23 protein-coding genes are annotated in these 19,493 nt (G+C 60.3%); 8 read left to right on the forward strand and 15 right to left on the reverse strand.

Annotated elements, in window-relative coordinates:
- The first annotated feature begins 102 nt into the window (after nucleotides 1-102).
- The 5 genes from ACI514_RS17145 (at nucleotide 103) to ACI514_RS17165 (ending at nucleotide 5,799) form a co-directional block, all read left to right on the forward strand.
- Entirely contained in the window at nucleotides 103-1,377 is a 1,275-nt protein-coding gene (locus tag ACI514_RS17145) for a glycerate kinase (protein WP_405122074.1), read from the forward strand.
- Nucleotides 1,374-2,789, forward strand: a complete 1,416-nt coding sequence (gene pyk, locus ACI514_RS17150) for a pyruvate kinase (protein ID WP_405122075.1) — start codon at nucleotides 1,374-1,376, stop codon at nucleotides 2,787-2,789. Before ACI514_RS17145 ends, pyk begins: the two co-directional genes overlap by 4 nt.
- Before the next feature lie 146 nt (nucleotides 2,790-2,935).
- Nucleotides 2,936-3,850, forward strand: coding sequence for an urea transporter (locus ACI514_RS17155; RefSeq protein WP_160056854.1), 915 nt, complete (start codon nucleotides 2,936-2,938; stop codon nucleotides 3,848-3,850).
- A 21-nt stretch (nucleotides 3,851-3,871) separates the two neighbouring features.
- Nucleotides 3,872-4,696 (forward strand): ion transporter, encoded by an 825-nt coding sequence (locus ACI514_RS17160; protein ID WP_160056852.1) that lies wholly within the window; start codon nucleotides 3,872-3,874, stop codon nucleotides 4,694-4,696.
- Between the two features lie 104 nt (nucleotides 4,697-4,800).
- Nucleotides 4,801-5,799, forward strand: a complete 999-nt coding sequence (locus tag ACI514_RS17165; protein WP_160056850.1) for a sulfate ABC transporter substrate-binding protein — start codon at nucleotides 4,801-4,803, stop codon at nucleotides 5,797-5,799.
- Between the two features lie 240 nt (nucleotides 5,800-6,039).
- Here the strand turns inward: ACI514_RS17165 and ACI514_RS17170 are convergent, their stop codons facing one another.
- Complete coding sequence (locus tag ACI514_RS17170; RefSeq protein WP_160056848.1) at nucleotides 6,040-6,651, reverse strand: DUF5666 domain-containing protein; 612 nt, start codon at nucleotides 6,649-6,651, stop codon at nucleotides 6,040-6,042.
- Nucleotides 6,652-6,892: 241 nt separating this feature from the next.
- On the opposite strand from ACI514_RS17170, the gene ACI514_RS17175 reads away from it, so the two are divergent.
- Nucleotides 6,893-8,080, forward strand: coding sequence for an MFS transporter (locus ACI514_RS17175; RefSeq protein ID WP_160038809.1), 1,188 nt, complete (start codon nucleotides 6,893-6,895; stop codon nucleotides 8,078-8,080).
- A 69-nt stretch (nucleotides 8,081-8,149) separates the two neighbouring features.
- On the opposite strand, the gene ACI514_RS17180 is transcribed toward ACI514_RS17175, so the two are convergent.
- The 12 genes from ACI514_RS17180 to ccmA all read right to left on the reverse strand — a co-directional run bounded on the left by ACI514_RS17180 (nucleotide 8,150) and on the right by ccmA (nucleotide 16,369).
- Nucleotides 8,150-8,554 carry a type II toxin-antitoxin system HicB family antitoxin gene (locus tag ACI514_RS17180; protein ID WP_123374656.1) on the reverse strand — a complete coding sequence of 135 codons (405 nt, stop codon included), beginning with the start codon at nucleotides 8,552-8,554 and terminating at the stop codon, nucleotides 8,150-8,152.
- On the reverse strand, nucleotides 8,554-8,766 hold the full coding sequence (locus ACI514_RS17185; protein WP_160056844.1) for a type II toxin-antitoxin system HicA family toxin: 213 nt from the start codon (nucleotides 8,764-8,766) through the stop codon (nucleotides 8,554-8,556). Before ACI514_RS17185 ends, ACI514_RS17180 begins: the two co-directional genes overlap by 1 nt.
- A gap of 207 nt (nucleotides 8,767-8,973) precedes the next feature.
- Complete coding sequence (locus ACI514_RS17190) at nucleotides 8,974-9,378, reverse strand: hypothetical protein (RefSeq protein ID WP_123452769.1); 405 nt, start codon at nucleotides 9,376-9,378, stop codon at nucleotides 8,974-8,976.
- A 25-nt stretch (nucleotides 9,379-9,403) separates the two neighbouring features.
- Nucleotides 9,404-10,606: a c-type cytochrome biogenesis protein CcmI gene (gene ccmI, locus ACI514_RS17195; protein ID WP_405122076.1), complete on the reverse strand. Its 1,203-nt coding sequence runs from the start codon at nucleotides 10,604-10,606 to the stop codon at nucleotides 9,404-9,406.
- A complete protein-coding gene (locus ACI514_RS17200; protein ID WP_122855443.1) occupies nucleotides 10,603-11,073 on the reverse strand; it encodes a cytochrome c-type biogenesis protein in 471 nt (156 codons plus the stop codon). Before ACI514_RS17200 ends, ccmI begins: the two co-directional genes overlap by 4 nt.
- Nucleotides 11,070-11,606, reverse strand: coding sequence for a DsbE family thiol:disulfide interchange protein (locus tag ACI514_RS17205; RefSeq protein WP_007919961.1), 537 nt, complete (start codon nucleotides 11,604-11,606; stop codon nucleotides 11,070-11,072). The genes ACI514_RS17200 and ACI514_RS17205 overlap by 4 nt, the downstream gene beginning before the upstream one ends.
- The gene (locus tag ACI514_RS17210; protein WP_405122077.1) at nucleotides 11,603-13,591 is read right to left on the reverse strand and encodes a heme lyase CcmF/NrfE family subunit; all 1,989 of its coding nucleotides are present in this window, start codon (nucleotides 13,589-13,591) and stop codon (nucleotides 11,603-11,605) included. The genes ACI514_RS17205 and ACI514_RS17210 overlap by 4 nt, the downstream gene beginning before the upstream one ends.
- Before the next feature lie 3 nt (nucleotides 13,592-13,594).
- Nucleotides 13,595-14,050, reverse strand: a complete 456-nt coding sequence (gene ccmE, locus ACI514_RS17215) for a cytochrome c maturation protein CcmE (RefSeq protein WP_007919964.1) — start codon at nucleotides 14,048-14,050, stop codon at nucleotides 13,595-13,597.
- Entirely contained in the window at nucleotides 14,047-14,223 is a 177-nt protein-coding gene (gene ccmD / locus ACI514_RS17220; RefSeq protein ID WP_003222944.1) for a heme exporter protein CcmD, read from the reverse strand. The genes ccmE and ccmD overlap by 4 nt, the downstream gene beginning before the upstream one ends.
- Nucleotides 14,220-14,975: a heme ABC transporter permease gene (locus ACI514_RS17225; protein WP_123465803.1), complete on the reverse strand. Its 756-nt coding sequence runs from the start codon at nucleotides 14,973-14,975 to the stop codon at nucleotides 14,220-14,222. The genes ccmD and ACI514_RS17225 overlap by 4 nt, the downstream gene beginning before the upstream one ends.
- Nucleotides 14,976-15,068: 93 nt before the next feature.
- A complete protein-coding gene (ccmB, locus tag ACI514_RS17230) occupies nucleotides 15,069-15,737 on the reverse strand; it encodes a heme exporter protein CcmB (RefSeq protein ID WP_008083427.1) in 669 nt (222 codons plus the stop codon).
- Nucleotides 15,734-16,369 (reverse strand): cytochrome c biogenesis heme-transporting ATPase CcmA, encoded by a 636-nt coding sequence (gene ccmA, locus ACI514_RS17235; protein ID WP_405122078.1) that lies wholly within the window; start codon nucleotides 16,367-16,369, stop codon nucleotides 15,734-15,736. The genes ccmB and ccmA overlap by 4 nt, the downstream gene beginning before the upstream one ends.
- 197 nt (nucleotides 16,370-16,566) lie before the next feature.
- Between ccmA and ACI514_RS17240 the strand changes: the two genes are divergently transcribed.
- Together ACI514_RS17240 and ACI514_RS17245 are read left to right on the forward strand one after the other, a co-directional pair.
- Nucleotides 16,567-18,141, forward strand: coding sequence for a flagellar hook-length control protein FliK (locus ACI514_RS17240; RefSeq protein WP_405122079.1), 1,575 nt, complete (start codon nucleotides 16,567-16,569; stop codon nucleotides 18,139-18,141).
- Complete coding sequence (locus tag ACI514_RS17245) at nucleotides 18,138-18,467, forward strand: EscU/YscU/HrcU family type III secretion system export apparatus switch protein (RefSeq protein WP_123452755.1); 330 nt, start codon at nucleotides 18,138-18,140, stop codon at nucleotides 18,465-18,467. Before ACI514_RS17240 ends, ACI514_RS17245 begins: the two co-directional genes overlap by 4 nt.
- Nucleotides 18,468-18,585: 118 nt before the next feature.
- On the opposite strand, the gene ACI514_RS17250 is transcribed toward ACI514_RS17245, so the two are convergent.
- Together ACI514_RS17250 and ACI514_RS17255 are read right to left on the reverse strand one after the other, a co-directional pair.
- Nucleotides 18,586-18,981 carry a DUF2802 domain-containing protein gene (locus tag ACI514_RS17250; RefSeq protein ID WP_405122080.1) on the reverse strand — a complete coding sequence of 132 codons (396 nt, stop codon included), beginning with the start codon at nucleotides 18,979-18,981 and terminating at the stop codon, nucleotides 18,586-18,588.
- A complete protein-coding gene (locus tag ACI514_RS17255) occupies nucleotides 18,982-19,467 on the reverse strand; it encodes a chemotaxis protein CheW (RefSeq protein WP_007919980.1) in 486 nt (161 codons plus the stop codon). It abuts the gene before it with no gap.
- Between the last annotated feature and the right edge of the window lie 26 nt (nucleotides 19,468-19,493).

Genomic DNA, 19,493 nt, shown 5'->3' on the forward strand with positions numbered 1-19,493 from the left:
AGTCGACATGGATATTGACTGATCCATCGCTTTCGCGAGCAAGCTCGCTCCCACAGGGATCTCTACCGCCCTTTCGAATAACAAGAATTCCGGGAGCCCGCCATGTCGGTCGATCCGCAACAACTGCTGCGCGAGCTGTTTGCCACAGCCATCGACGCGGCCCATCCGAACCAGGTCCTCGAAGCCCATTTGCCCGCCGATCGTAGCGGCCGGGTGATCGTCATCGGTGCCGGCAAAGCCGCCGCCGCGATGGCGCAAGTGGTCGAGCGCAGCTGGCAGGGTGAAGTCTCTGGCCTGGTTGTGACCCGTTACGGTCACGGCGCTCCGTGCGAAAAAATCGAAGTGGTCGAAGCCGCGCATCCCGTCCCGGATGCTGCCGGTCTGGCCGTGGCCAAACGCGTGCTCGAACTGGTCAGCAACCTGAGCGAAGACGACCGCGTGATCTTCCTGCTCTCTGGTGGCGGCTCTGCCCTACTGGCGTTGCCGGCCGCAGGCATTACCCTCGCCGACAAGCAATCGATCAACAAAGCCCTGCTCAAATCCGGCGCGACCATCGGCGAGATGAACTGCGTGCGCAAGCACCTCTCGGCGATCAAGGGCGGGCGTCTGGGCAAGGCCTGCTGGCCTGCCACTGTTTATACCTACGCAATTTCCGATGTACCGGGCGACCTCGCCACGGTTATCGCTTCCGGCCCGACCGTGGCCGACCCAAGCACTTCCGCTGAAGCGCTGGCGATCATCAAACGCTACGGCATCGAGATTCCGGTTTCGGTGCGTAACTGGTTGCAAAGCCCTGAGTCGGAAACCGTCAAACCCGGTGATCCATCCTTGGCGCGCAGCCACTTCCAGTTGATCGCCCGTCCTCAGCAATCGCTGGATGCCGCTGCGGTGAAATGCCGTCAGGCCGGTTTCAGCACGCTGATCCTCGGCGACCTCGAAGGTGAGTCGCGCGAAGTGGCGAAAGTCCACGCCGGCATCGCCCGCCAGATCATCAACCACGGCCAGCCACTGGCAGCGCCGTGCGTGATCCTTTCCGGCGGCGAAACCACCGTAACCGTGCGCGGCAATGGCCGTGGCGGGCGCAACGCCGAATTCCTCTTGAGCCTCACCGACAATCTCAAAGGCCAGCCCGGCGTCTATGCGCTGGCCGGTGACACCGACGGCATCGACGGTTCGGAAGACAACGCCGGCGCGATCATGACTCCGGACAGCTACGCCCGCGCCGCCGCCCTCGGTTTGAGCGCCAGTGATGAACTGGATAACAACAACGGCTACGGCTATTTCGCGGCGCTCGATGCGCTGATCGTCACTGAGCCGACCCGCACCAACGTCAACGACTTCCGCGCCATTCTGATCCTTGAGAGCTGCAAATCATGACGCCTGATAAAAAGGTCAAAATCCTCGCCACCCTCGGGCCTGCTGTCGATGGCATCGAAGACATCCGTGAACTGGTCGAGGCCGGGGTGAATATCTTCCGCCTGAACTTCAGCCACGGCGATCACGCCGACCACGCCAAGCGCTATCAGTGGATCCGCGAAGTCGAGCGCCAGCTCAACTATCCGCTGGGCATTCTGATGGACTTGCAGGGGCCGAAACTGCGCGTCGGCAAGTTCGCTGACGGCAAGGTGCAGCTGCATCGTGGTCAGGCATTCCGTCTGGATCTGGACGCGACGCCGGGCGATGAGCGCCGGGTGAATCTGCCGCATCCGGAGATCATTGCCGCGCTGGAAGCGGGCATGGATCTGCTGCTCGACGACGGCAAACTGCGTCTGCGCGTGGTCACCAAATACGCCGACGCGATCGATACCACCGTGCTCAACGGCGGCGAACTGTCGGACCGCAAAGGCGTCAACGTGCCGCAAGCGGTGCTCGACCTCAGCCCGCTGACCGCCAAGGATCGCCGCGATCTGAGCTTCGGTCTGGAACTGGGTGTGGACTGGGTCGCGCTGTCGTTTGTGCAGCGCCCGCAAGACATCCTCGAAGCCCGCGCACTGATCGGCGACAAAGCCTTTTTGATGGCGAAAATCGAGAAGCCTTCCGCCGTCGAGCAATTGCGTGAAATCGCTGAACTGAGCGACGCGATCATGGTTGCCCGTGGCGATCTCGGCGTTGAAGTACCTGCCGAAAGCGTGCCGCAGATTCAGAAAAACATCATCACCACCTGCCGAGAACTTGGCAAACCGGTGGTGGTGGCGACGCAGATGCTCGAGTCGATGCGCTTCTCTCCTGCTCCGACCCGCGCCGAGGTGACGGACGTTGCCAACGCCGTGGCCGAAGGCGCCGACGCGGTGATGCTGTCGGCGGAAACCGCCTCCGGTGAGTACCCGCTGGAAGCCGTGCAGATGATGAGCAAGATCATTCGCCAGGTTGAGAACGGTCCGGATTATCAGACCCAACTCGACGTCAGCCGGCCGAAAGCTGAAGCGACCGTTTCCGATGCGATCAGCTGTGCGATCCGGCGTATCAGCAACGTGCTGCCGGTGGCGGTGCTGGTCAACTACAGCGAGTCCGGTGCATCGAGCCTGCGTGCAGCGCGGGAACGGCCGAAAGCGCCGATCCTCAACCTGACACCGAACCTGCAGACCGCGCGGCGCTTGAGCGTGGCGTGGGGCATTCATTCGGTGGTCAACGATCGTCTGCGTCAGGTCGACGAAGTCTGCTCTACCGCCCTGGAAATCGCCCAGGCGCAAGGCATGGCAGAGCGTGGTGACACGTTGCTGATCACTGCCGGCGTGCCGTTCGGGCAGCCCGGATCGACTAACTCGCTTCGGATCGAGACATTGATTTAGCGCCTGTACCGGCCTCTTCGCGAGCAGGCTCGCTCCCACAGTTGATTTGTGTACATCACAAACTCAATGACTGAACAAAGATTCAATGTGGGAGCCAGCCTGCTGGCGAAGAAGGCAACCCGGTTTCTCTGACTTTCAGAACTGCCATGCCTGCCAATCATTTCAACACCCACTGCCCCGACTGGGCCGAGGCTTTGCTCAACGGTTTCAGTCAAATATTCCTCCAGCGTCATCCGCTGTGCGGCCTGTTGTGCCTGTTGGCGATCCTGCTGACGGCGCCCGTGCTGTTCGCCGGTGCGCTGCTCGGTGCCGTTGCCGGTTTGCTCACCGCGCAACGCCGCAACTACGCCAAGGCTGATCGCCAGGCTGGACTGTTCAGCTACAACGGCATTTTGCTTGGCCTGTTGCTGAGCCTGTATTTCCCTTGGTCGCCGCTGCTGCCGCCGCTGATTCTTGCCGCTGGCGGATTGAGCGCGATGGTCACGCAGCAATGGCTCAAACACGTATATCGCAGCCGAGCCATACCGGCCTACACCTCGCCGTTCGTGGCCATGAGCTGGGTATTGCTGCTGTTCGCCGAACCGTCAGCGCCGATGGCGCACATCGAAATGAACACGCTGAATGTGCTTGCCGCCGAATTGCGCGGTTTGGGCCAGGTGATGTTCCTCGGCCATCCGCTGGCCGGCGCGCTGATTGCCATCGGTTTGCTGGTCGCTGATCGCCGCGCATTTTGCTGGGCAATGCTCGCCTCGGTGATCGGCCTCGGCTCCAGCCTGCTGCATCACGAAAGCGGCTCCGCTTTGCTCGGTCTCGGCAGCTATAACGCCGTGCTCGCCGCCCTTGCATTCTCCGCGCAACGCCAGCAACCTTGGCTGCCACTGGTCGGCATCGTGCTGGCGCTGCTGGTCACTCCGCTATTTGCCGCTGTCGGCCTGGCCACCCTGACCGCGCCGTTCATCCTCGCCGGCTGGCTGATCCGCGCCGGTATTCAGATGCTCGGCAAAACGCCGGTCGAGCGTGCGCCTTGCGCTCATGGGGAGAATCAACCTAGGCTGCGCTGATCTTCGATTCAGGCGTTATCCATGGACAGCAGCAACAGTTGGCGCGAACGGCTTTACGTGATGATTTTCCAGAGCGACACCCTCGCCGGGCGTCGCTTCGACGGCATCCTGCTGTTGATCATCCTCGCCAGTCTGGTGATCGTGATGCTCGACAGTATCGACAGCATTCACCAGAACTACGCGAACGTGCTGGCCTACATCGAGTGGGGCTTCACGATCATCTTTCTCGGCGAGTACATCCTGCGTCTGTACTGCTCACCGAAGCCGTTACGTTATGCCTTCAGCTTTTACGGGCTAGTGGATTTGCTGGCGATCGTGCCCGGCATCCTCGCCCTGTATTACAGCGATGCGCAGTACCTGCTGATTATCCGGATCATCCGCATGTTGCGGATCTTCCGGGTGCTCAAGCTCAGCCCGTACCTCAAGCAAGCCAATTATCTGATGTCGGCGCTGCGTGGCAGCAAGCAGAAGATCGTCGTGTTTCTGGTCAGCGTCTGCACCCTGGTGACGGTGTTCGGCACCTTGATGTACGTGATCGAAGGCCCGGAACATGGCTTCACCAGCATTCCCAAAGGCATCTATTGGGCCATCGTCACGTTGACCACCGTGGGCTTCGGCGACATCGTGCCGAAGACGCCGCTGGGCCAGGTGATTTCGTCGCTGGTGATGATCACCGGTTATTCGATCATCGCCGTGCCGACGGGGATTTTCACCGCCGAACTGGCCAACGCCATGCGCGGCGAACAGCTGCAACACGACTGCCCGGTGTGTAAGAAAAACAGCCATGAACACGGCGCGGCGTTCTGCTCGCGATGTGGCAATGCGTTGTTCAAGAAACTGGAATAAGCACAGAGCTTTTTAATCTTTAAACGACTATGCGCGCCCCGTTATAGTCAGTGGCAATTGAACATCACTCCCTGCTTCTACACCGATAAAACAAGGAATGCGCAGTGAAAAAACTCTTTGGCGCCTCACTTCTCGCCGCCGGCTTGGCCTTGACCAACATCGCTCAGGCAGCCCCGACGCTGCTCAACGTTTCCTACGACGTGATGCGCGATTTCTACAAGGACTACAACACTGCGTTCCAGAAACACTGGCAAGCCGAGCACAACGAAAACATTACCGTACAGATGTCCTTCGGCGGTTCGAGCAAGCAAGCGCGCTCGGTGATCGATGGCCTGCCGGCTGACGTCATCACCATGAACATGGCCACCGACATCAACGCCCTCGCCGACAACGGCAAACTGGTGCCGGAGAACTGGGTCACCCGACTGCCGAACAACAGCGCGCCGTTTACTTCAGCCACTGTGTTCATCGTCCGTAAAGGCAACCCGAAAGCCCTGAAAGACTGGCCGGATCTGCTCAAGGATGGCGTACAAGTGATCGTGCCGAACCCGAAAACTTCGGGCAACGGCCGCTACACCTACCTGTCGGCCTGGGGTTACGTGCTGAAGAACGGTGGTGACGAGAACAAGGCCAAAGATTTCGTCGGCAAACTGTTTAAGCAAGCGCCGGTACTCGATACCGGTGGCCGTGCAGCGACCACCACGTTCATGACCAACCAGATCGGCGACGTGCTGGTGACCTTCGAAAACGAGGCGGAAATGATCGCCCGCGAGTTTGGTCGCGATCAGTTTGAAGTGATCTACCCGAGTGTTTCGGCTGAGGCTGAGCCGCCGGTTTCTGTGGTCGATAAAGTGGTCGACAAGAAAGGCTCGCGTGCGGCGGCGGATGAATATCTGAAGTACCTGTGGTCGCCGGAAGGTCAGGAGATTGCCGCGGCAAACTACCTGCGTCCGCGTGATCCGGCGGTGCTGGCGAAGTACACCGATCGCTTCCCGAAAGTTGATTTCCTTTCGGTTGAGAAGACCTTTGGTGACTGGCGTACGGTGCAGAAGACTCACTTCAATGATGGTGGGGTTTTCGATCAGATTTATAGCGGGCAGTAAGGTTTAAGCTGGCGTGAAAAAGGCGATCCACAGTGGTCGCCTTTTTTGTGGCCGCTTTACCCTCACCCCAGCCCTCTCCCAGAGGGAGAGGGGGCCGACCGTGGGATGCTCAAAAGATTTGCCGACCTGAAAGTGCTGCTGTGAATCCATAATCGCTGCAAGTCTTTCAGGTCGATGTATAGCGCCAGACACCTCGGTCAGTCCCCTCTCCCTCTAGGAGAGGGTTAGGGTGAGGGGCTTTTACATCGGTGGGGTGACGCCATCCTTCCCCGCAGAAATCGATTGCGCCGTCAGCGTGCCATCCGCACTCTGCGTGACGAACGTAACGATCTTCACCCCAACCTTCAGCAAGCTCCGATCCCCCGGCACCAAATTCACAATCGGCACATCCTCGGGCACCAGAATCTTCTGCTGCCCACCCTTGTAGTTCACCGTCAACACCCGCCCGTTGCTCACCACCAGATCGCCGACGCTGCCATTGGTCATGCTGCTGCCCTTGGCCAGATCGAACGGCCGATGCCCGTCGCCGCTACCCGCCAGTTCCGGCGGGAACACATGCACCTCCAGCGCCTTGAGCGTGCCATCCTCCTGCGGTATCGCCGCCGAACCGATGTAGCTGCCGGGTTTGATGTCTTCGATATTGGCCAGGGTGACGGCGCGAACCTTAGTGTCACCGGTTAACTGAATCACCACGCTCTCACCGCTGTTGACGTGGACTTTCAAGCTGTCGGGACTGACCCCGGTGATCTCGCCGCGCACACCCATGCGCATCCCCGGTGCGTCGGCGGCCTGCCCGCTCGTCGCGCCTAGCAAGCTAGTCAGGACAATCGTTGCGATAAGACGAAGCTTCATTGCAATCCTCCGGTCATCAATGTTGTACAAGCCAATGCAAACATAAGCACGCTATCGAACAGGATGTAAGTGAATGTATCATCGCCCCCAGACGGTCGGACGCAAGGTTCGCCGATGGATGACATGCGACAGCCACGGTCATTCCGCAACGGAATAACTGATATCGACCGAAGGCGCCTTCTGCCCATCGGGTTTGTCCCATAGCCTCACCGCATTCCCTTTCGCTGGATCGAGAAACCTTATGACCACCACCACTCACGCAATGACCCGAGGCATGGTGCTGCTGTTCGCCTTCTGCTGCGGCGCCATCGTTGCCAACATTTACTACGCGCAGCCGATCATCGGCCTGATCGCGCCGGACATCGGCCTCTCCGACACGATGGCCAGCTTCATCGTCTCGCTGACGCAGATCGGTTATGCGCTGGGCCTGTTTTTCCTGGTGCCGCTGGGTGACCTGCTGGAGAACCGCCGGTTGATGATCATCACCACGGTGGTGGCGATTGCCAGCCTGTTGGCGGCGGCGTTTACCGATCAGCCGAATGTGTTTCTGCTGATCTCGTTGTTGGTCGGTTTTAGCTCGGTGTCGGTACAGATCCTGATTCCACTGGCGGCGCATCTGGCACCGGAAGAATCCCGTGGCCGGGTGGTTGGCGGGATCATGGGCGGCTTGCTGCTGGGCATTTTGTTGGCGCGGCCGGTTTCTAGCGTGGTTGCCGACCACTTGGGCTGGCGGGCGATGTTCATGATTGCCGCCGCACTGATGGCGGCGATCAGCGTGGTGCTCGCGTTGACCGTGCCCAAGCGCAAGCCGGATCACAGCGCCACGTATGGTCAGTTGATCGGTTCGCTGTGGACGTTGCTGCGCCAGCAACCGGTACTGCGCCAACGGGCGTTTTACCAAGGCTGCATGTTCGCCACGTTCAGCCTGTTCTGGACTGCCGTGCCGTTGGAACTGGCACGCAACCATGGCCTGTCACAAAGCGAAATCGCCATCTTCGCCCTGGTCGGCGCCATCGGTGCCATCGCCGCACCGATCAGCGGACGCCTGGCCGACGCCGGCCACACTCGCATCGCTTCGCTGCTGGCCATGCTGTTCGCCAGCCTGAGCTTCCTGCCCGCCTTCATTCACCCGGCTTACAGCGTCATCGGCCTGGCCGTGACCGGCGTGGTGCTCGATTTCTGCGTGCAGATGAACATGGTCCTCGGTCAGCGCGCCGTCTACTCGCTGGACGCGAAAAGCCGTGGCCGTTTGAACGCGCTGTACATGACCAGCATCTTCATCGGCGGCGCCTTCGGCTCATCGGTGGCCAGTGCGGTGTATGAGCATGGCGGCTGGTTGTGGATCGTGATTGTGGGCAGTTTGTTTCCGCTGCTGGCGTTGTTGCGGTTTTTGAGTGCTTCGCAGCGCAGTTCATTGGCAACGGCGTAAGGCCGCAAAAGCTTCGCGAGCAGGCTCGCTCCCACAGGTTATTCATTGAGCCTGGGGGAGCGATGAGACTTAATATCGAACCAGCTTTTCCATCGCCGCATCCGCCAGAAAGGAGGAGCGGCTTTTGACGTTGTGCTCGCGCACATAACGATCGATGCGCTGAATCACGTAACCGGGCAGCGTTACGTTGACCTTCTCGGTCTTGCCGAGATAGGGCGAAATGTCCAGCTCAAGCATGCCCCAGCCCATATCGGCAAATTCGGGATTACTGCGATGAGCGGATGCCGAAGTCGGCATAGGAATCGACTCCCCGTCCGCCGCAATCTCCTGCAGCATGATGTGGGCGACTTCAACCGCAGCCTTGTAGGCATCTTCAAAGCTATCCCCTGCCGTTACTGCGCCGGGAATATCAGGGATCTGAATACCGATGGCGGTATTTTCATCACCCCATTCGATGCAGATTGGATATTGCATTACGGATCTCCTTGGTAACTGGCTGGCGGGTTGTACAACCCGGCACGCCTCCTGATGCTTTTGACCGTCCCCAGTGGCAAATCCTTTTTCGGGTGAGGAACGGGAATCGTGTACGGGTTGTATCGGTGCCTGAAGATGTGATGACTGCCAGTGACCCGATCCAGCGTCCAGCCTGCCTCCTCCAACTCCTTGATCAATAGCCTGCTTTGCACCAACCGCCTCCTTGCCCTGGCCTTTTAAAAGTAACCCTAGAGTTATCTTTACTCAAGCACAGAAATCCTGGAAGCGACGCCCGGTTGTTTTACAGAGTGTGATTGAAACGCTAGACCCTGAGCTTTGCGCAGCACTTCCTTGAGCAATTTCCGTGCGAACCCAACAGGCACACAGCAAAACGGCGATCCGAAGATCGCCGTTTGCATTCACTGCCCGAACTGTTTGCCCAGCCCCGGCGGCACGCCGTGGATGTTGGTGTCTTCCCACGGGCCGTTGGGGCTGACCGAGCGGCTCCAGCCGTTGTTCCAGCGGTAGTAGGTGCGCTGGCGGTAGAAGGTGTTGGTCTGGTCGTCGAGGACGTAGACGCCGAGTTTCTGATCCCAATGGCTGTTGCCGCCCGGTGGTGGGGCGAAGCTGGCTGAGGTGCGCGGCACTGGTTTGGTTGGTTTCGCCGGGATGCTTTTGCCTGGGGTCGGCGAGGTCGACGGGGTCGGGCTTGGCTGCGACGGTGGGATTGGCGGCAGGTTGGTGGTCGGTTCCGGTCGTTGCACCGCACATGCACTCAAGCCCAGGGCCAGTGTGAGGACTGTGATTCGGGCGATGGTGTGCATGGCGGTGCTTTCCTGTTGTGTCCGGCTATTGGTCCGGGCTGTCGATGGTCAGTTTTTGTAGCGCAGTGGTGCTGCTGGCCAGAGGGCCGCTGCGACCGACCCACTCACCGGCGGTCGGTTGACCAGCCCGTGAGATGCGCGCAACCAGTTGGACTTCAGGGAAGTTCGACAGTTTCAACTGCGGCATCATTGCGTCAGCATCGCCCAGTTCGACGGTCACCGGCAGATCGGCCACGGTCAGGCGTTTGGCCGCCAGCGGTGCTGGTGGGCCAGAGGTGGCGCGAGCGAAGATGAACACGCTGTCGCCCGGTTTCACTTTGCTTCTGAGTTGGCTGGCCAGATCGACGCTGACTTTCAACAGCGCGGCTTTCGCGGCTACCGGTGCCTGAGCGACTTTGCCGCCACTGGCTTCCAGACGCTCGGCGGCGCGTTTGATCCCGCCTTGCAGCGCAGCGCGGGAGCTGTCCTCCGGCGGCAATTGCGCGAGCAAGCGGTTCCAATAATCGATAGCCTCCTGATAACGCTCGCCTTCAAACGCAGCGATACCGAGCAAACCAAGGCTGGTGACTTCTTTCGGATCAGCCTTCAGCGCTTCGTCGGTCAGGGCCTGAATTTTCGTAGACCACTTCTTGCCGTCAGCAAAATACTGCGCCTGCGCCCACTGGCCGAGCAGCTCCGGCTGACGACCCGCCAGATTGGCGGCGCGTTCGAACATCTTTGCTGCGTCCGCCGGGCGCTCTTGCGCCATGTAGGTGCGGCCAAGGAAATACAGACCTTCTGCAGAATCCGGTTGCGCTGCAACAGCACGCTCCAGACGCTGGGTCATCTCTTCCATCGACTGCGGCGCCTGGGCGAATTCGCGGGTCAGTTCGACTTTGTCGGCAGCGCCAAAATGCAGATACAGCCCCAGGCCCAACACCGGCACCAGCACAGCCGCCAACAACGGCAACGGTTTACCCAGTCGGGAAACCCGTGGCGCGCTGACGCCTTCGGTATCTGCCAGCAACTCACGTGCAGCCTCGGCACGACCACTGTCCATTTGCGCAGCGTCGAGCACGCCTTCAGCCTGTTGCGCTTGCAACTCGGCGACACGCTCCTGATACAGCGCGACGTTCAAGGCAGTACGATCCTCTTCACGCTGGGCGCGACGTTCACGCAGCACCGGGATCAGCAGAAAACTCAGGGCGACCAGAAGCAACAGCCCTGCGGCAAGCCAGAAATCAATCATTCTTGGTTTTTATCCAACAGTTGGTCGAGGCGCTGACGCTCTTCGCTGGACAGCGCTTGCGGTGTCTCGGCACGCTGGCCGCGACGACGGCGGACGATCACCGCGATCACCACCAAACCACCGAGCAGCAGACCGGCCGGGCCGAACCACAGCAGTGCGGTTTTGGCATTGAGTGCCGGTTTGTAGCGGACGAAATCACCGTAGCGATCGACCATGAAGTCGATGATCTGCTGGTTGTCCTTGCCCTCGCCGAGCATGCGGAAAATCTCTTTGCGCAAGTCAGCGGCAATCGGCGCGTTGGAGTCGGCGATGTCCTGGTTCTGGCACTTGGGGCAGCGCAGTTCCTTGGTCAGTTCGCGGAAACGCTCGCGGTCGCCTTCTTTGGCGAACTCATACGTATCGATGGCGGCATGGGCGACACCGGCCAGACTCAAACCCAATACCAGCGCCGCTAAAAAACGCTTCATGGCTTGGCCTCATCGACCAGTGCCTGATACTTGGCCGCGAGTTTTTCACGCCAGACCTGCTCGTCGATCACGCCGACGTACTTGTCGCGGATGATGCCCTTGGCGTCGATGAAGAAGGTTTCCGGCGCGCCGTAAACCCCTAGGTTCAGGCCCAGCGAGCCTTCGTCGTCACGAATATCCAGCGCATACGGATTGTGGAATTCGGCCAGCCATTTCAAGGCATCGGCGTTGGTGTCCTTGTAGTTGATGCCGTAGATCACCACACCGCGCTCGGCGAGTTTGTTCAGCACCGGATGCTCGACCCGGCAGGAAATGCACCAGGTGCCCCAGACATTGACCAGTGCCGGTTTGCCGAGAATGTCAGCCTTGGTCAGGCTCTTGTCGCCCTGCACATTTGGCAGGGAAAACTCCGGGAACGGCTTGTTGATCATCGCCGACGGCAGCTCCGCCGGATCGAGGTACAAACCGCGATAAAGAAACACCGCCACCAGCAGGAAAATCGCCAGTGGTACCAGCATCAACCAACGTCTCATGCTGCCGCTCCCGTCATGCCCAGCGCTTCACGCACCTTGGCTTTCACCTTGACCCGATAACGTCGATCCAGCGCCGCCAGCAACCCACCGAAACCAGTCAGCAGCCCGCCGAACCAGATCCAGCGCACGAACGGTTTGACGTGTACGCGTACAGCCCAGGCGCCGTTGTCCAGCGGTTCGCCGAGGGCGACGTAAAGGTCACGGGTGAAACCGGCATCGATGCCGGCTTCGGTCATCATCGAACTCTGCACGGTGTACAGGCGCTTTTCCGGGTGCAGCACGCTGATTTCCTTGCCGTCGCGGATCACCCGAATGGTGCCCTTGTCGGAGGTGAAGTTCGGCCCTTCAAAGTGCTTGGCGCCTTCGAAAATGAAGTGATAACCGGCCAGGTCCATCGATTCGCCCGGCGCCAGACGCAGGTCGCGCTCGGCACTGTTTTGACTCGACAACACTACGCCCAGCGCGCACACCGCGATGCCGAGGTGAGCGATCTGCATGCCCCAATAACTGCGGGTCAGCGTTGGCAAGCCTTTGATCAGGCCTCTGTGGCGAGTCTTGTCGAAGATGTCACGGACACCGGCGAGCAACACCCACGCCGCGAGCAGGAAAGTCGCGATCACCGCCCAGTTGAAATCGCCGTAAGCGACACCGGCCACCACCGCCAGCGCGACGCTGCCGAGCAGCACTGGCGTCAGCATGCTGGCCAGCCATTTCACCGGGGTGTCTTTCCAGCGCACGATAACGCCGACCGCCATGACCATCATCAGCAACGCCATCAACGGAATGAACAGCGCATTGAAGTACGGCGGGCCCACCGACATCTTCGCGCCGCTGAGGGCATCGAGAATCAGCGGGTACAGCGTGCCGAGCAGAATCATCGACGCGGCCACGACAAGCACCAGGTTGTTGCCCAGCAGCAGGGTTTCCCGCGACCACAGGTTGAAGCCGACCTGACTTTTCACCACTGGCGCACGCAGGGCGAACAGCGTCAGCGAGCCGCCAACCACGAACAACAGGAAGATCAGGATGAACACGCCGCGCTCAGGATCGGAGGCAAATGCGTGCACCGAAGTCAGCACGCCGGAACGTACGAGGAACGTCCCAAGCAGGCTCAGTGAGAACGCGGCAATCGCCAGCAATACCGTCCAGCTTTTGAACACGCCACGTTTTTCGGTGACCGCCAGCGAGTGGATCAGCGCGGTGCCGACCAGCCAAGGCATGAAGGAAGCATTTTCCACCGGGTCCCAGAACCACCAGCCGCCCCAGCCGAGTTCGTAGTACGCCCACCACGAACCGAGGGTGATGCCGATGCCGAGGAAGGCCCAGGCGACGATGGTCCAAGGACGCGACCAGCGTGCCCACGCGGCATCCAGTCGACCGCCCATCAACGCCGCAATGGCGAAGGCGAACGCCACCGAAAAGCCGACGTACCCCATGTACAACATCGGCGGGTGAACGATCAGGCCAATGTCTTGCAACAGGGGATTGAGGTCAGCGCCATTGCTCGGCATTTGCGGCAGGATACGTTTGAACGGGTTGGACGTGAGGATCAGGAACAGCAGGAAACCGGTGCTGATCATGCCCATCACCGCCAGAACGCGGGCGAGCATCACTTGCGGCAACTGCCGCGAGAACACCGACACCGCGAAGGTCCAGCCGCCGAGGATCAGGGCCCACAGCAGCAACGACCCTTCGTGGGCGCCCCACACCGCGCTGAATTTGTAATACCACGGCAAAGCGGTGTTGGAGTTGTTCGCCACATACGCGACGGAGAAGTCATCGGTCATGAACGCGTAGGTCAAAATGCCGAACGCGAACAGCAGAAAAGCGAATTGGCCCCACGCCGCTGGCTGGGCCAGACTCATCCAGAAACGGTCACCGCGCCAGGCACCCACCAATGGCACCACGGCCTGCACCAGCGCGAAACACAGCGCCAGAATCATCGCCAGATGGCCGAGCTCAGGAATAAAAATCGCCGAGGTCATCGATCAACCCTCCTTCGCAGGTGTTGGTGCGGATTGACCACTGTCTTTCAAGGCTTTGGTCACTTCCGGCGGCATGTACTTCTCGTCGTGCTTGGCCAGCACTTCATCGGCCACCACCACACCGTCGGCGTTGAGCTTGCCGAGGGCAACGATGCCCTGCCCTTCGCGGAACAGATCCGGGAGGATGCCGCGATAGGCGATGGTCACGGATTTATTGAAGTCGGTGACGACGAATTTGACGTCCAGCGAATCCTTCGAGCGCTGCAGCGAACCGGCCTCAACCATGCCGCCGGCGCGGATGCGGGTGTCTTGCGGGGCTTCGCCATTGGCGATCTGGGTCGGCGTGTAAAACAGATTGATGTTCTGCTGCAGGGCGCTGAGGGCCAGGCCGACGGCAGCGCCGACCCCGACCAGAATGGCCAGAATGATGATCAGACGTTTCTTGCGCAGCGGATTCACTTGCCGTTCTCCCGGCGCAGACGACGCGCCTCTTGTTGCAGATAGCGCTTGCGGGCCGCAATCGGCGCCACCACGTTGAGGATCAGCACCGCCAGACAGATGCCGTAGGCCGACCAGACATACAGGCCATGATGGCCCATGGCGAGGAAGTCGCCGAATGAAGCAAAACTCATCGAGCGGCCTCCAGACTGTTCTGCACTTCTTCTTTCACCCAACTGGCGCGGGCTTCACGCTTGAGCACTTCAAGACGCATGCGCAGCAACAGCACGGCGCCGAAGAAGCAGTAGAAACCCAGCACCGTCAGCAACAGCGGCAGCCACATTTCCGCCGGCATCGCCGGTTTTTCGGTGAGGGTGAAGGTCGCGCCCTGGTGGAGAGTGTTCCACCACTCCACCGAGTATTTGATGATCGGAATGTTGATCACACCGACGATGGCCAGCACCGCGCAGGCCTTGGCGGCGCTGTCGCGGTTGCTGATCGCATTGCCCAGCGCGATCACGCCGAAATACAGGAACAGCAGAATCAGCATCGAGGTCAGGCGCGCATCCCAGACCCACCACGAGCCCCACGTCGGTTTGCCCCAAATCGCCCCGGTGACCAGCGCCACGGCGGTCATCCACGCGCCGATCGGAGCGGCGCATTGCAGGGCGACGTCGGCCAGTTTCATCTTCCACACCAGCCCGACCACACCACACACCGCCAGCATCACGTAGATCGACTGAGCGAGCATCGCGGCGGGTACGTGGATATAGATGATGCGAAAGCTGTTGCCTTGCTGATAGTCCGGCGGCGCGAAGGCCAGGCCCCAAACGACGCCGACGCCAATCAGCAGCAACGCTGCGATGCTCAGCCATGGCAAGAACTTGCTGCTGATGCCGTAGAACCACTTGGGCGAGCCGAGCTTGTGAAACCAGGTCCAGTTCATACTGTTTCCATCACGGGTGCCGCTCATCGGTGTGAGCTGGCATAGGGTCATGCTTTTATTAAAAAGCGGTTAATTTTTAACCAGACCTCATTATTATTCGCCGACGCTGATCTTCAGGCCAGCAGCTATTGCAAAGGGTGTCAGGGTGATCGCCAGGGCGGTCAGGCTACCCAGCCACAGCAGATACCCGGTCGCCGGCATGCCTTGGAGGGCTGCCTGCAAGGCGCCACTGCCAAGGATCAACACCGGGATGTACAACGGCAGAATCAGCAGCGCCAGCAACAGGCCGCCACGTTTCAAACCGACCGTCAGCGCCGCGCCCACCGCGCCGAGCAAGCTCAACACCGGTGTTCCCAGCAACAACGAAAACAGCAAAACCGGCAGGCAAGCCGCAGGCAAACCCAGCATCAACGCCAGCAGCGGTGAGAGCAGAACCAGTGCCAGACCGGAGAACAGCCAGTGTGCCAGCACCTTGGCCAAGACCAGAAGTGGCAGCGGGTGCGACGAAAGGACCCACTGTTCCAGGGATCCGTCTTCGAAATCACTGCGGAACAGACCGTCCAGCGAGAGCAGGACCGACAACAGCGCCGCCACCCAGACTAACCCGGGGGACAGGTTTTGCAACACTTGAGTTTCCGGGCCGACGGCCAACGGGAACAATGCGATGACGATGGCGAAGAAAATCAGTGGATTGGCCAGCTCCGCCGGGCGGCGAAACAGCAGTCGGGATTCACGGGCAACCAGCAGGCCAAACACACTCATACTGCCCAGTTCCCCAGATCGATGTCGCGATAACCGGCCGGCATCCGGCTCAGCGTGTGGTGCGTGGTCAACACCACCAGACCACCGCGCTCGCAGTGCCCGACCAGATGTTCTTCAAGCTGCGCCACGCCCTGCTTGTCCAGCGCGGTGAACGGCTCATCGAGAATCCACAACGGCGGGCTGTCCAGATACAAACGCGCCAGCGCCACACGGCGTTGCTGACCGGCGGACAGGCTGTGGCAGGGAACATCTTCGAAGCCGCGCAATCCTACAGCTGCCAACGCTTGCCAGATGGCCTCGCGTTCGGCGGGATGATGCAGAGCACAGAGCCACGAGAGGTTCTCTTCCGGGGTCAGCAGATCCTTGATCCCGGCGGCGTGGCCGATCCACAGCAGGTTGCGGGCGAGTTCGCTGCGTTGTTCGGTCAGCGGCAGGCCATTGAGCAGGACTTGCCCGGCGGTCGGCTGCATCAGCCCGGACAACAGGCGCAAAAGGCTGGTCTTGCCGCTGCCGTTGGGTCCGCTGATCTGCACCATATCGCCACTGGCGAGTCTCAATTCGAGATTTTCGAAGAGCAGCCGCAGATCACGTTCACACGCGAGGGCAACGGTTTGCAGGACAGGACTGGTCAAGGGATCACGGGCCTTATACGGTTCAAGTCGGCTCTGGCGCGGCCGTTAAAGAGATGCAGCATAGATGCATTGACGGCTCGATCTAGAGAGCTGGGTCAAACAATTGCTATGTTTTTTATTCGAAGCGCAAGACGGGCGGCATTATACATGTCGTGCCTTACTCTCAAGAGTGCATTTTCCTCAGGTTGTGTCCGCGTATGACAGGCGAAATGAACATCCTCCCGCTCCCGCCCACTACCCCGGCGACCGTTCGCCCGCAGGTCGGTGAGCTGCTCAAGCTGCTGACCCCGGTCGAAGGCCTGATCGGCGCCGGGCAAAGCGCCAAGGCCGAGGTGTTGTCGCTCAAGCAGGCGGATCAGACCTTTCAGTTATTGCTCAAGGTGACCGTCGACGGCGGACGCCAGACCACCGTGCAGGCGACCAGCAATCTGCCATTGCCGCAAGGCACCAGCCTGGCGATCACTCAGCCATCGGCGGGCAACCTGGCGATTACCGTGCAGCAAGCCATTGCCAGCAGCGTCGCCGCCCTCACCCGCATCGATACGTCGCAATTGCCGGTCGGCACGCTGCTGCAAGGCAAAGTGCTGACGTCGCAGGCGCTGCCGCAGACGCCGGGGCAAGCGGCGGTATTCCGTTCGTTGGTCAGTTTGCTCAACACCGCACAGAGCGGCAGCACACTGACCATCGACAGCCCGCAACCGCTGCGCATCGGCACCTTGCTTTCGGCGTTGGTCGAAGATGCACAAACCCTGAAATTCCTGCCGATGAGCAGTCGTCAGGAACAACTGGCGGTGAGTCAGCAACTGGTTGGCCAGCAAAGTCGCCAGGCTTCGCTCAGCGGTCTGTTGAACGCATTACAGAATCTGCCGCCAGCCGATGACTCGACCTCGGCAGATCTGCGTGCGGCGGTCGAAAAACTGCTCGCCAGCCTCCCGGACGTGCAACAACTGAGCACCGCCAAGGGCGTGGCACTGGCGCTGGCCAACAGCGGCGCGTTCCTCGAAGCCAAACTGTTGACCGGGCAGAACCCGACGCTGGCCCCGGACATGAAGGCCGACCTGCTGAAGCTGATCGCGCAACTGACCCCGGGCCTGCCGAGCAGCACCAGTTTCAACGCGATCATCGCCGCCAACACCCTGGCGCAAGCGCTGCCGAGTTTCGTGCGTAATGCGCTCGGCATGCTCGGTCAGGTCAGCGCGAAACCGGTGCCGAGCAGCTTCCCGCTGCCCGACCGCTTGCTGCAAAGTCTGGACGGCGAAGGCGATCTGGAACAGTTGCTGCGCCTCGCCGCCGCTGCGGTTTCGCGCCTGCAGAGCCATCAACTGTCGAGTCTGGAACAGACCGGCGTCACCGACGACGGACGCCTGCTCAGCACTTGGCAACTGGAAATCCCCATGCGCAATCTGCAGGACATCGTGCCGCTGCAGGTCAAGTTCCAGCGTGAAGAAGCCCCGGAGCGAGAGCCGCAACCGAACGAACGTCGCGAGGAACGCGAGCCCAAGCAACAACTGTGGCGCGTCGATCTGGCGTTCGACATGGAACCGCTCGGGCCGATGCAGATTCAGGCGCAACTGATCGCCGGCAGCCTTTCCAGCCAACTGTGGGCCGAACGGCCGTACACCGCTGACCTGATCGAAAACAACCTGTTCGCCCTGCGCCAGCGCCTGCTCGATCGCGGGCTCAACGTCGGCGACATCGACTGCCACCTCGGCACTCCGCCGCAAGGCAACCAAACCCGTCTTGAGCACCGCTGGGTCGACGAAACCGCATGAACGATTCCACTGCCCCACGCCAGGCCATCGCCCTCAAATACGACGGCAACCACGCCCCGACCCTCACCGCCAAAGGTGATGAGGAACTGGCCGAAGAAATCCTGCGCATTGCTCGCGATTGCGAAGTGCCGATCTATGAGAACGCCGAATTGGTGCGCTTGTTGGCGCGCATGGAATTGGGCGACAGCATTCCAGAGGAGCTGTATCGCACCATCGCCGAGATCATCGCGTTTGCGTGGAATCTGAAGGGAAAATTCCCTGAGGGGCAGGACCCGAATGCGCCGATGGTCGAGAAGGACGTCACCGATCGCGGCGATGATTACTGAGCCTTAAAAGCAAAAGATCGCAGCCTTCGGCAGCTCCTACATTGGAATGCGTTTCCCTGTAGGAGCTGCCGAAGGCTGCGATCTTTTGATCTTGCTTGCCGCTAAAAGCTCGAAGCTCCTAGCTGCTTTTATGTAGTTTGCGCATCAACTCTGCCTCAGCCTGGGTCAACCCGCAGGACTGAGTCAGTTCATCAACGCTTGCGCCCATGCCCACCAGTTTCGCCGCCTGGGCGAATGACAGGCTGGATGGATCGCGCTGTTCCAGCTGAACGATTTTGTCCGGCAACGGACTGACTACCGCGCGCAGTTCGTGCAGGGCTTCGCCCATGCGCACGTTGCCGTTCTGGTAATCGTCGACACGCTTGGCCAGTTCCTTGATGCGCTGATCACGCAGCGCATCGCCCTGAGCCTGTTGCGCAGCGATTACCCGCTGCGCCTTGATGTACGACACAAACATTGCCAGCGTGCCTGCCCAGAAGAGGAACAGGACAATGACCGCGACCTCGAGAATCAATCAGATATTCTCCAGGTCCGACCATTCTTCTTCGCTCATCATCTTGTCCAGCTCGACCAGGATCAGCAACTCGTTGTTCTTGTTGCACACGCCCTGGATGAACTTGGCCGACTCTTCGTTGCCGACGTTCGGCGCCGTCTCGATTTCCGACTGACGCAGGTAAACCACTTCGGCCACGCTGTCGACCATGATGCCAACGACTTGCTTGTCGGCTTCGATGATGACGATACGGGTGTTGTCGCTGATCTCGCCGCTGTTCAGGCCGAAGCGCTGACGGGTGTCGATCACGGTGACCACGTTACCGCGCAGGTTGATGATGCCCAGCACGTAGCTTGGCGCGCCCGGCACCGGAGCGATCTCGGTGTAGCGCAGCACTTCCTGAACACGCATCACGTTGATGCCGTAGGTTTCGTTATCCAGTTTGAAGGTCACCCATTGCAGGATCGGATCTTCAGAACCTTTTGCATTCGTCGCCTGACTACTCATACCCTGACCCCTCGAAAAAACCGCGC

The organism is Pseudomonas sp. M20 (genome assembly GCF_045037865.1).
Taxonomy (GTDB): Bacteria; Pseudomonadota; Gammaproteobacteria; order Pseudomonadales; family Pseudomonadaceae; genus Aquipseudomonas.